The following is an 11,703-nucleotide window of genomic DNA, read 5'->3' on the forward strand; positions in this document are numbered from 1 at the left end:
CAAGCCAATCGGCAATATTAACACCGTTATGACGACGGCTTTGAAGCGTAAAAAATGTTAATTGATATCCTGTTTTCATAGTGCGCCCCTGTTTTGAAGATACATCATACTGGCAATCCATAAAAAGGTCATAATAAGCGATCCGCCGACGTGCAAAAAGACTCCCATCGCGGCAAGGGATAATCGTCCTTCTTGAATAGCGGTTACAATCTCGGCACTAAAGGTGCTAAAGGTGGTTAGCCCTCCTAAAAATCCGGTGATAACAAATAGTTTCCATTCCGGAGACAGTGACGTATTGGTGGCAAAAAAAGCGATTGCAATACCGATCATGTAGCCACCCAAAATATTGGCACTAAGCGTTCCAATCGGTATGGCAGGGTAAAGGGTATTAAGTTTCAGCCCGAGAAACCATCGCAACAGCGCACCGATCCCTGCACCTGATACGATAGCGGCTATGGAATACATCATATACAAACCTATCCGAAAAATTTATTTTGCACTATTATAGCTTATCCTATCAAGGCAACGATTTCATCCACGCTTAAAACTTTGCCGCTGCTGACAACCTTACCGTCGATGACGAGACCAGGGGTACTCATCACCTGATACTCCATAATCTTCAGGATATCATCCACTTTTTCGATTTGGGCGAACTTGCCGCTTTTAGCTACCGCTTGTTTTGTCGCCTCTTCAAGGGACTTGCATTTAGCGCATCCCGTACCTAAAATTTCGATTTTCATAATTAACTCCTATAAAATTGCGTTAAACAAGTAGCCGACCCCTATAATTCCCAGCGTCACCGTACCAAAGAAGATTCCGATGAGTTTGAGGCTCATAATCCGCTTGAGAATCATTGCCTCCGGTAGGGAGAGGGCGGTGATCGCCATCATAAACGAGAGTGCCGTCCCCATCAGCATCCCTTTTGACGTGAGTACTTCGATGAGCGGCATAACCCCTGCAGCGTTTGAATACATAGGCACCCCTAACAGTGTCACAATCGGGACAGCAAAGATATTATCTACTCCCGCTACGCGGACAATAAATTCGGTAGGGACATATCCATGGATAAAGGCACCGACACCGACACCTGCAAGGACGTAAATCCATGTTTTAGCGAGGATGTCTTGCGTGTATTCTTTGGCATCTTTGAGACGAATAGTAAAGGGGATTTGTTGTTCATTAGCCGTGATCTCTCCGCAAATCGGTTTTACCTCGATGAGAATCTCTTTTTCCAACCCCATTCTTCCGATGATGATACCGCCCATGATGGCTACCATCAAACCAAATCCGATGTACAAGAGCGCCACTTTCCATCCGAACATGGAAAGCAACATCGCAATCGCAATTTCATTATTCAGCGGTGCCGAAATGAGATAGCTAAATGTCACTCCTAGCGGTATTCGTGCTTGTAAAAACCCCAAGAAAAGGGGAATAGCCGAACAGGAGCAAAACGGGGTAATGATCCCAAACAGTGCGGCGAGGACATTGCCTGTATATTCATGTTTTTTGCTTAAATATGCACGTACCTTTTCAGTCGAAAAGTATGAGCGTAAAAGGGTAATAGCGAATATAATTGTGGCGAGTAAAAAGAGTATTTTTACCGTATCGTAGATAAAAAAGTTGAGGGCATCAGAGAGTTTTTCTCCATGCGGCATTTTTAGCCATTCGTAAACGAAGACGTTGACGCTTTCCTGCCACATCAGTCGCACAGCTCCGATTTGATGATTGGGAGGAGGGTTTCTTCAATCAGAGCAAGTGTTTTTGCATACTCTTCCACCTCTTTGCCGCTTGGGTCTTCGAAAGCAACATGGATCGTTTTGACCGCTTTAGGGAACATCGGACAGGTCTCGTGCGCATGATCGCAGACGGTTACGACGAGATCGAACGGGGTATCGATAACGGTATCGATCACTTTGGAGTGGTACTCTTCTCTCCAGTATCCTTTCTCTTCGAGAAGCGCTTGCGCATGTGGGTTTACTTTTCCGCTGGCTTTTACGCCGGAGCTTTGGGCAAATACGCAATCTCCCATTTTGGCATTGATAAGGGCTTCGCCCATGATAGAGCGGCAGCTGTTGCCTGTACAGAGGATAAGGACATTTTTCATAATTTACAATCTCCAGTTTCAGATAATTTTTGTAATGGGGGAAGTTCAATTCTCAAACAGCGGATTTCAGCCAACGCTTCGCTTCGGAATCGGTCGAGCGGATTTCGGATGGAGTAATAAGCCCATGTGCCGCAACGATCCACCCGTACAAAACCTCCCTCTTTGAGGATTTTAAGGTGACGTGATAACCGTGATTGGATCATCCCGAAACTCTCCTGGAGATCACAGACGCAGAGTGCGCCGTGCTGATCCAAAAAAGCGAGAAGTTTGATGCGGGTTTCATCATTCAGCGCCGATACGGTTTCCAAAAAAACATCCATGAAATACCTCCGATGTATGACAGTGTAACAAAATAAAAATAATATATCAAGATATATTGATATTATGATACAATTTTATATTAAGTCATTCCGTACTCGATACGGAATCTAGTTTAGCATGACATATAAGGAATGAATATGATTTTAGCGGCTTTGCTCTTTTTAGTGACCTTAGTATTTATTATTTGGCAACCGAAAGGATTACAGATCGGCACCACGGCGGTAGTGGGTGCTGTTGCGGCGGTGATTCTAGGCGTCGTGAGTCTAGAGGATGTATGGACGGTGACATCGATCGTGTGGGATGCGACACTCGCCTTTATCGGTATTATTATCCTTTCGATGGTCCTTGATGAGATAGGATTCTTCGAATGGGCTGCGCTCAAGATGGCTCGTCTTTCCCGTGGAAACGGGAATCTCATGTTTGTCTATATGATGATTTTGGGAGCACTTGTAGCGGCATTTTTTGCTAACGACGGGGCGGCACTAATCCTTACCCCGATCATTTTGGCAAAGATGAAATATCTTAAACTCAATCCCGTCGCGATGTTTGCATTTTTAATGGCGGGGGGATTTATCGGCGACAGTGCCAGTAATCCGCTTGTAATTTCTAACCTTACCAACATCGTAACGGCGGGATATTTTAATCTCGGATTTTGGGAATACTCACGAACGATGTTCCTTCCGAATCTCCTCAGCATTATCGCCTCTATCGTCGTGTTATGGCTCTTTTTTCGCAAAGACATCCCGAAGCATATCGATGTCGAAAACCTTGCCACTCCTGAGTCGGCGATTAAAAATATGACGATGTTCCGCCTCAGCTGGTGGTTTTTGGGATTACTAATGATAGGGTATTTCATCGGGGATGCGTATCATCTCCCCGTCTCTGTATTTGCACTCGGCGGAGCATTGGTATTTTTAGCGATTGCAACCTACTTTAAAGCGACGAAACCGATAATGACGATCAAAGCGGCACCGTGGCAGGTGGTGTGGTTCAGCATCGGCCTCTACGTTGTCGTTTACGGTCTAAAAAACGGCGGGTTGACCACGTATCTCGCAGGGGTGATTATGGAGCTTCAGAGTATGGGGAATGTCTATGCCGTGATTGGAACAGGTTTTCTCTCCGCCATCCTCAGCTCGGTGATGAACAACATGCCGACCGTTATGATTATGGACATCTCGATTGAGCAAGCGGGGAACAGCGCATTGGCGTATGCCAACATCATCGGATGTAACCTCGGACCTAAAATGACCCCGATCGGATCACTTGCTACGCTTCTTTGGCTTCATGTTTTGGCGCAAAAAGGGGTCAAAATCGGATGGGGCGAATATATGAAAGTAGGGTTGATTGTCACACCACCGGTGTTGTTAGCGGCATTGATAGGGCTTCTTTAGTCTATTTCAAATGTGGGATGCGCATTTGCACCATATGCAGCAAAACAAAATGAATTGATGAGTCAAAAGAGTATTAAAAAACTATGTTGATGGTTAAGAGTGAATAGAGAGAAATTTAAATGTGGTGACCCCAACGAGATTCGAACTCGTATGGCCAGAATGAAAATCTGGAATCCTAACCATTAGATGATGGGGCCGTATTGAAAAGATCAGGTGAACCTGAGCCGAAATTATACAAATCTATTGCTGAAAAAAAGCTAAATTTGAATAAGAGTTTCCCGCAGAACGGGAAGAGGGGAGATTAGCTATTGTAAAAAGAGCGAAGAGCACGGATAATAACCGCATTTTTTGAGATGCTTTCAGCTTTTGCATTGTCATCAACCAATTCATATACATCTAACGGTAAAGAGATAGAGAATGTTTTAGTTTCAATTTTTTTACGTTTAGCCACTAAGCTGGTAATGTTTTGAAGCATCTCAAGAATTTTCTTTGTATCGATCGGTTTTTGGATGAAGCTGTTTACACCCACTTCGATAGATTCTGAGATTTTTTGAATATCATTGCTTGCAGAGATCACAATAATGATTTGAGAAGGATTGATTGAACGGATACGGCGTGCCAGTTCAATACCGTCGATTTCAGGCATGATAATATCAACAAAGATGATGTCCGGGTTGATTTTTTCATACATGCGTAATGCTTCCGCACCGTTATATGCAGAGGTTACTTCTGCAAAGAAGTTTTTAAACGTTGAGCTTAAAAGGTCATTGGCGACAACTTCGTCTTCGACGACCATTGCCGTGAGCTTTTTAGTTTGTTCCGTAAGCTGGATTAAATCGACGTTAGATGACATGAACTATCCTTTTTGATTTCAGCGACATGTTAAAAAATGTCGCTGTGGTTAATTGTTGTAATTATAGATAATATTTTTTAGCATTACCTTAAAAAAACAAATTTTGTGATTATTATTAACTTAATACTGTTTAAATTGTTCAAGCCATTGAATATTGGATTCATTGGTTTTTTCTTGCTGTCGCAGAATTGAATTAATAATACTAAGCAGCGTTTGACGATCCATGAATTGTAATAATTCGGGATTAATGTGTGTAGGTTTGATCTCACCGTAACGGTTGAGGAGATTTTCGATATCGGCGATAAGTTGTTCTTTTGTAGATTCCATTGCGAAAGTTTAACTGAATTCAACTGAAATAACATTTGGTTAACATAATATATATTATATTTAAAATATCTCATATACAGAAAGCCGTATGAATTCATCATCCGGCTATGCTTCCAAAAAATAAGTAATCAATTCAGGATGTTCAGCGTAATCAATAAGAATCGATTTGACACGATCCTGCCATGCATTTTGGAATGATTTTTCAATTTCAAAATTTGCTTTGTCTGATAGTATCATCCCTAGCCACTCTTGCATCCTATGATCACCCGCCACGATTTTTGGATTATAGGCAAGATGTACCCGTTTACCGGTATCGATACGTTCTAAGGCGATTTCCCCTTTTATATCGGATCCGTACTTCAGTAATCCGCGTCGATCATATTGTCCACCCAATCCGTGAAATCCGCCGGTTTCCGTGGCACCGGTAATCAATGAGGCTATGTTGGCCATTACCCCTACTACCCCCTCCCCTAAATTGCCTTGCATAGAGACACGAATTCCACCCCGGAGAGGGATACCCTCCGGATATAAAAGAGCCAGCCCTTTTGTCATCATTAAATAGACTCCTGCAACCGTTGGACAGGAATGTCCGGCAAGTTTGACGGCATCTGCGTAGGTATATATCAATATACCTTCACTTGCCGCCCCCAGAACTTCTGCTAAAGGGTCATACATTGTGATCGGAGGGACAGTATTAAAAAAAGATGGAGTATTCATTCGAAAGTTTCCTTCTATTCGGTGTGATATTTTAAGTCAAATATATTGTACATTTTTACAGAGATGTTTACTTTGACCTATATCAATAGGCATTTGCACTCATTTAGCTAATATGGTTTCAACTTTTATACATGGAGTGAAAATGAAAAAGATCGTCATACTTATCCTTCCATTGATTTTTACGGCTGGAACCCTTTGGGCGAATGAGCCGATATTAACCGATGAAACAAAAGCGTTGCTCAAAGAAGCAAAAATGCAAGTAGAATCTGTCGAACCGCAAAAGCTTAAATCACTGATGGCAGATGAAAAAGTGATATTACTGGATGTAAGAGATCCTGATGAATGGGAGAAAAGCACCATACAATATGACCGCCAAGTCAAAATTTCACGGGGATTTTTGGAAATCAAATATCCGAAATTAATACTTGATAAATATACCAAAGAGGATACGTTTGTCGTCTATTGCGGACTGGAACCACGATCGGTATTTGCAGCTCAACGGCTTCAACAATTAGGATTTAAACATGTTATGTATCTTGAAGGAGGATTAAAAAAATTTAATCCTTGAGGGTTATGAGGTTCAAACTTCCCAGTATTTTTTACTGACGAGCAGCTTTTTAATTTCGGGGGCGATCTCTTGGTCGCTTACTCCGACACTCCAAAGTTTTTTACTTATTTGACGTATCGCATCATTGAAATTATCTTTCATCAGAGTTATGGAGTCTGTAGTAGAAAAGCATCGGATAAACAGTTCTTTTTCTACCATAAAGCGATCTTCTTCACGAATATTCTCTAGGGTATCCATTGCGTAGAAGGCAATGGTTGATCCGTTCTTCAATGTTTCCAAAAGACATAATGCAATAAACTCTATGGAATAGCGGTTTAGTATCTGTGTGGAAAACGATTCAAAGGTATCAAGGCCACTTTGTTCATACTCATAGATGATAAGATCTAACACCGATCTGACATGTTCCAGCGGTACCATCTCAAAAAGTTCTCTTCCAACGCTGAGTCCGGCAGAGTGTTCGGCACCGAGATAGATTCTAGATCCTTTATCGGCATTGCCAAAATTATTGGTGCGTAGTCCGATGAGCCCAATATCGCAATGCTGATGCCTACCGCATCCTTTAGCACATCCTGAAATCCCTATTTGAATACGATGTTCATTTATTTTCTCCAAGGGGAGCATTTGTGCATCGTCTTTGATATTCCAAAAGGAGTAAGGGCAATAATGGCTTCCCGCGCACGCTACGACGGTTTGACTTTTTTTGAGATGTTCAAAGGGTGCGGAAGGTTGAGATAGTCCAAGTAGATAAATATTATGATCCGTACTCAAGCGGACGTGTGCCGAATGTGTTTCGGCAAAATCCGCAATGGCAATTAACTCTTCAACATCGATACGTCCGAAATTGCTTTCGTAACAAAAAGCATAACTTCCGTCTTTTAGCTGTTGATAGCGGGAAAATAATTCTTTTTCCAAAACCAAATCACCCGCATTTTGCCAGGAATGTTGATACTCATGTGCGACATATTCTAAAAATGTTTCCATACCGATCTCTTCAAGCAGATAAAAAAGACGTGTCCGCGAGCGGGCGAAACGTGAGCCGTGCTTGTTGAATGCTTCGATGAATGCTTTGAAAAAAGATACAACCTCCTCGGGAAGTAAAAAGATATCACTGCTGCGCGCAATCTCCGTGTTTTTCCCACCCATGTAGACGTTAAATCCGAATATCTCTTCTTTCTTTGCCAATGCAAAATAAAGATCATTGGCAAAAAATGAGGACACGTTTGCACCGTTGCCCGAAATTCCTGTTGATATTCTACGAGGCAGCATACCGACGAGATGGGGAGTTTTAAGAAAATAGTCTTGCATCTGCATAATGAGCGGATAAGTCTCAATAACACTTGTCGATCCTACTCCGTCATATACATCGGTAACAATGTTGCGCACATTGTCACCGAACGTTTGCCATGTAGAGATTCCGAGGAGATTGATTTGTTTAAAAATATTGAGTACATTTTCACTGTTCAGACCATGTAACTGCATACCGGCGCGTGCGGTAAGAATGACTTCCAATGAATTTTGCTTTACAATCTCGGCAATTGCACGCAGTTGAACTGCATTAATCCGCCCTGCGGTTATACGTAAACGAAGGGTATACTCTTCTTCCTCGATAGGAACGTTAAAAATACCGAAATCTTGCAAATAAAATCCATCTCCTTCACTGATACCGTTGAAGTCCAACGTCTCTATTTGAGGATAGTATTGGAAAGGAGAGAGTGCCGCTTTGTGCCGTTCACGCTTATTTAATTTTTTTTCAATTATTTCCATAGAGCTCTCCACCCGGTTAAGTAAAAATTATTGTAGTAGCTTGTTGAAAAAAAATCATGATATATATCAAGAAAAACTCTAATCATAAGTATTCGGAAGGTTCATGAAAATAAAATCCCTGCGAATAATCGATACCGATCTCTTTTACAATCTCATAGACTTCTTTTGAGTGAACATATTCGGCGATCGTTTTAATCCCGAGCCTTTTGGCAAAGGCGACTATCGTCTCTACAATAATGCGGTTGTTGCTGTCTTTATCGATATTTTTGATCAGAGAAGCATCGATTTTAAGAAAATCGACTTGAAGATTGAGAAGATACGCAAAATTTGAATATCCGCTGCCGAAATCGTCAATGGCAACTCGCCCTCCCCTTTGTTTGATCTGCTTAATAAACTCTTGTACCTCTTCGAAGTTTTCAAACCCTTCGGATTCAAGAATTTCAAAGATCACCCTCTTCGCAATATCTTTCTGTTCCAGCTTTTGAAGGATAAAGGTAACGGTTTTCGGATCCAGGATATCTTCAACTGAAAGGTTTATTGAAAAATCATAACGATTGTTTTGAAACATCAAAAAAGTTTTTTCAATCATAATACGGGTCAGATGAGGGTAAAGTTTGGCTTTTTTCGCAACGTCCAAGAAGAAAAACGGGGAAATGATTTTCTCTTCGGAATCTTTCAATCGGATAAGACATTCATACTTGGTCGGAATGATTTGAGTATGACTGTTATCAAAGGTTCCCACCGTTGAATTTTCGATAATTCCCTGACAAAACGGCACTATTCTATCTGCAGCGATTGCCTCCTTTATTTTGCCGATAAATTCAATATTATGGGCGATCTCATTTTTGATTTTATTCGTATCATTCAGAATAATAAACTCTTTATCGTTTTGTTTGGCGTGGCGCAACGCCATATCCGAATCGATGAGAAGTTGAGACGCTGCCGTATGTTCTTTCACGTCTCTTATAGGATCGATAACGGCTCCTATCGTTGCTTTGATGATAACTGCCGTATCCTTTATATAAAAAGGGGTAGATTCAATGTGGGCGTGCAGTGAGACAATAATTTCTTCATACGGTTTGTCATTAAAACATGCTTCATCGCACAGCAGCGCAAATTCATCTGCATAAATACGATACAGTTTAAACCCTAATGCGGGCATACTGCTGGTTGAGATGCGCTGTTGCATCCCTTTTAAAACGCCGTCTCCTATTTCGGTACCGTAAAAATCATTTATTTCACTAAAACGATCAATATTAATTAGTATTAGAATGGGGTTGATTATTAGTCCTAAGTCGTCTAAAAGTTTTGTCCGATTGGGAAGCTGTGTCAGAGAATCGGTGTAGAGCTGCTGAATGAGCTGCTCTTTTTGAAGGATAAGTTGTGTGATATCGTGCCTTGTCGCAACGAATTCTACAATATTTCCCTCTTCATCCAAAATAGGGGTAATTGTTGAATCCGTATAATAGGGAACTCCGTTTTTATTAAAATTTTTGATAACCCCAGACCAAACATTTTTATCAAGAATCGTTTTCCACATCGACTCATACACATGTGCCGGTGTATCCGTATCTTTGAGGATACGATGATTGTTTCCTATCAACTCTTCACGCGAATAGCCCGTAGCCAAACAGAATTGATCGTTGACATATACAATATTTCCCTCTACATCGGTGATAGAGAGGAGATTGCTGGCATCAACCGCTTTTTTATAGCTCTTCAAAAATGCAAAAGACTGCCCGATTTTTTGAGCCATATCATTAAAGGCATGGGAAACATCCGCCATTTCATCATCCGTTTTTATCGGAACACGCACTCTGTATTTTCCGGCCGAGATTAAATGTGCGGCTCCTACCAGCTCGTCAAGAACCCCCATAAAAGCGAGATAAAATCCGATTGTGAAATAAATAAGCAATACTAACACCATAAAAACGATGATCTCGCCAAAAATCATCTCTCGTTTTAGATTAGCCAGTCTCTCATCAAGATGAGATTGCAGTGTATTTAAAAGAGTATTGTAGGCTTTGAAATAGGTTTCTATCGTCTGCGTCATATCCTGAAAATAATCCTTGGAATTTATTTTCCAATGATCCGTATTTAAGATTTGCGAGGTAAAAACAGTTGAGAAATTTTCGCAATCATTTTCTATCTCTGCAACAGAGGGAGATATGGTATCGCACATTTCAGGATGACGTTCGCACACAATGGCACTATCATGGACAATACTGTCCAAATGGGAACGAATCTTCCCGTACAAAATGGTAGCTTCTTGCTGTTCATCAAAGGACATCGACTGCTTTAAAAGAATCCGTGTTCCGATGGCTCTCCCCTGCCCCGTGTATTCGACAAGCATCGGGATATGTTCACTAAGGATTTTCACAAGATGATAAATGGTTAAATCAGCGTCATTAATCGTATACGAGACATCTCCGGTATGCTGCATCAAAAGAAGTGTTTTGCCGATCAGATCTGTATGGAGACGATAGTTTTCGAGTGCGGATCTTTTCCAGAGTTTGCTTCGCAGCAGCGCCCATTGTGTTTTGATATCTCTCCACTCTTCATTAATGGACGGGGTGGGTGCGGGATTGGCATCTATGGCGGCTATTGCCGATTCAATATGTTTGAAATTGTCTTCTATTTTGGCTTTGTAGGTACTATCCCCTTGCTGCAGGGCAACCGTCATTCCTCTCTCAAGCGGAACATATTCTAAAAATAGTCTTACCTTTTGTTGATAGACAAGCCCTTCTTGGAGTTTTTTAATCGAACGTGATTCACTTTCTACATGCTCATATCCTAGATATAAAAATAGGAGAAAAGGGAGAAAAAATACCGCAGTAGCCAACGCAAGTTTTTTTGGATATTTCATACTACTCATCACAATAACCGCAGGAGAAAAAAGATTTATCAAACGCATTAAGCCTCCTTAAAAGTAATACCGTTCACCCACCGGTACGGTAAAAAGCACGTGAAGAGACTTCAACATTGTCGATTCCCCAAAGATTTTTTTCGGGCTTGTTAAAGACGACGTCCGCTAAAATTTCGGCTGCTTTGGTACTATTGCCTTCCCGTATCGCCTCTTTAATGCTTTTGGCCCCTTCAAAATACAAACATCCGATTAAATCCCCTTCTGCCGTAAGTCTAAGACGGTCACATGTTGCACAAAAATCATGACGATGAGGTTCAATCGTTCCGAAGCGGTATCCATCCGGTGTTTCATATAGATCTGCCGGTCCGTTCACCTCTTTATCAATCGGAATAAACGGATACGATTTGCCTAATATGGCAATAATTTCATCGCTTCGAAGCCCTTGCAACGCATTGCTTGCATGGGAGTTTTCCATGTATTCAATGTAGCGTATTTGTGCACCGATCCCTTTTGCATATTCAAATAAAGAGACAATTTCATGATCGTTAATACCGCGCAAAATAACACTGTTGAGTTTAATAGAGAGTCCGGCAGCTACTGCGGCGTTGATTCCTGTGAGTACTTGTTCTAAAACATCTTTTTGTACGATATAATTGAGTGTATCTTGATTGAGCGAATCAAGAGAAATATTAACACGTCGCAATCCGGCCTTTTTAAGTTTTGCCGCTTGTGCGGGGAGTAAAAAACCGTTCGTCGTCAACCCGATGTCAACGCTAGGTGCGTAAGTATGGA

Annotated in this window: 13 protein-coding genes and 1 tRNA gene; 2 read left to right on the forward strand and 12 right to left on the reverse strand. The window is 41.4% G+C overall.

Annotation, left to right across the window (positions count from 1 at the left end; genetic code table 11):
- Positions 1 to 75: 75 nt before the first annotated feature.
- From crcB to Q0C19_RS07685, 5 genes are read right to left on the reverse strand one after another with little or no spacing between them, the layout of a single operon-like run.
- Complete coding sequence (gene crcB, locus Q0C19_RS07665) at positions 76 to 468, reverse strand: fluoride efflux transporter CrcB (protein WP_295054738.1); 393 nt, start codon at positions 466 to 468, stop codon at positions 76 to 78.
- A 41-nt stretch (positions 469 to 509) separates the two neighbouring features.
- Complete coding sequence (locus Q0C19_RS07670) at positions 510 to 740, reverse strand: thioredoxin family protein (RefSeq protein WP_295054741.1); 231 nt, start codon at positions 738 to 740, stop codon at positions 510 to 512.
- A gap of 9 nt (positions 741 to 749) precedes the next feature.
- Complete coding sequence (locus tag Q0C19_RS07675) at positions 750 to 1,700, reverse strand: permease (protein ID WP_295054770.1); 951 nt, start codon at positions 1,698 to 1,700, stop codon at positions 750 to 752.
- The gene (locus Q0C19_RS07680) at positions 1,700 to 2,104 is read right to left on the reverse strand and encodes an arsenate reductase ArsC (protein ID WP_295054744.1); all 405 of its coding nucleotides are present in this window, start codon (positions 2,102 to 2,104) and stop codon (positions 1,700 to 1,702) included. The genes Q0C19_RS07675 and Q0C19_RS07680 overlap by 1 nt, the downstream gene beginning before the upstream one ends.
- Positions 2,101 to 2,424 (reverse strand): metalloregulator ArsR/SmtB family transcription factor, encoded by a 324-nt coding sequence (locus Q0C19_RS07685; RefSeq protein ID WP_295054747.1) that lies wholly within the window; start codon positions 2,422 to 2,424, stop codon positions 2,101 to 2,103. The genes Q0C19_RS07680 and Q0C19_RS07685 overlap by 4 nt, the downstream gene beginning before the upstream one ends.
- A gap of 138 nt (positions 2,425 to 2,562) precedes the next feature.
- Here Q0C19_RS07685 and Q0C19_RS07690 point away from each other — a divergent pair, with 138 nt between their 5' ends.
- Positions 2,563 to 3,816: an arsenic transporter gene (locus Q0C19_RS07690; protein WP_295054750.1), complete on the forward strand. Its 1,254-nt coding sequence runs from the start codon at positions 2,563 to 2,565 to the stop codon at positions 3,814 to 3,816.
- 122 nt (positions 3,817 to 3,938) lie between these two features.
- Here the strand turns inward: Q0C19_RS07690 and Q0C19_RS07695 are convergent.
- The 4 genes from Q0C19_RS07695 to Q0C19_RS07710 all read right to left on the reverse strand — a co-directional run bounded on the left by Q0C19_RS07695 (position 3,939) and on the right by Q0C19_RS07710 (position 5,713).
- Positions 3,939 to 4,013, reverse strand: a tRNA-Glu gene (locus tag Q0C19_RS07695).
- A 104-nt stretch (positions 4,014 to 4,117) separates the two neighbouring features.
- Entirely contained in the window at positions 4,118 to 4,669 is a 552-nt protein-coding gene (locus Q0C19_RS07700; protein ID WP_294897033.1) for a response regulator, read from the reverse strand.
- A gap of 120 nt (positions 4,670 to 4,789) precedes the next feature.
- Positions 4,790 to 4,996, reverse strand: coding sequence for a hypothetical protein (locus Q0C19_RS07705; RefSeq protein WP_295054753.1), 207 nt, complete (start codon positions 4,994 to 4,996; stop codon positions 4,790 to 4,792).
- A gap of 105 nt (positions 4,997 to 5,101) precedes the next feature.
- The gene (locus tag Q0C19_RS07710) at positions 5,102 to 5,713 is read right to left on the reverse strand and encodes a hypothetical protein (RefSeq protein WP_295054755.1); all 612 of its coding nucleotides are present in this window, start codon (positions 5,711 to 5,713) and stop codon (positions 5,102 to 5,104) included.
- 142 nt (positions 5,714 to 5,855) lie between these two features.
- Here Q0C19_RS07710 and Q0C19_RS07715 point away from each other — a divergent pair, with 142 nt between their 5' ends.
- A complete protein-coding gene (locus Q0C19_RS07715) occupies positions 5,856 to 6,281 on the forward strand; it encodes a rhodanese-like domain-containing protein (protein WP_295054758.1) in 426 nt (141 codons plus the stop codon).
- A gap of 12 nt (positions 6,282 to 6,293) precedes the next feature.
- On the opposite strand, the gene Q0C19_RS07720 is transcribed toward Q0C19_RS07715, so the two are convergent.
- From Q0C19_RS07720 to Q0C19_RS07730, 3 genes are all read right to left on the reverse strand, one after another.
- Positions 6,294 to 8,045 carry a nitrite/sulfite reductase gene (locus tag Q0C19_RS07720; protein ID WP_295054761.1) on the reverse strand — a complete coding sequence of 584 codons (1,752 nt, stop codon included), beginning with the start codon at positions 8,043 to 8,045 and terminating at the stop codon, positions 6,294 to 6,296.
- An 82-nt stretch (positions 8,046 to 8,127) separates the two neighbouring features.
- Positions 8,128 to 10,959, reverse strand: a complete 2,832-nt coding sequence (locus Q0C19_RS07725) for an EAL domain-containing protein (protein ID WP_295054764.1) — start codon at positions 10,957 to 10,959, stop codon at positions 8,128 to 8,130.
- 25 nt (positions 10,960 to 10,984) lie between these two features.
- Positions 10,985 to 11,703, reverse strand: a 719-nt coding sequence (locus tag Q0C19_RS07730; RefSeq protein ID WP_295054767.1) for a radical SAM protein, incomplete at its 5' end; no start/stop codon positions are given.

The sequence above is a fragment of the Sulfuricurvum sp. genome (genome assembly GCF_023250475.1).
Classification (GTDB): domain Bacteria; phylum Campylobacterota; class Campylobacteria; order Campylobacterales; family Sulfurimonadaceae; genus Sulfuricurvum.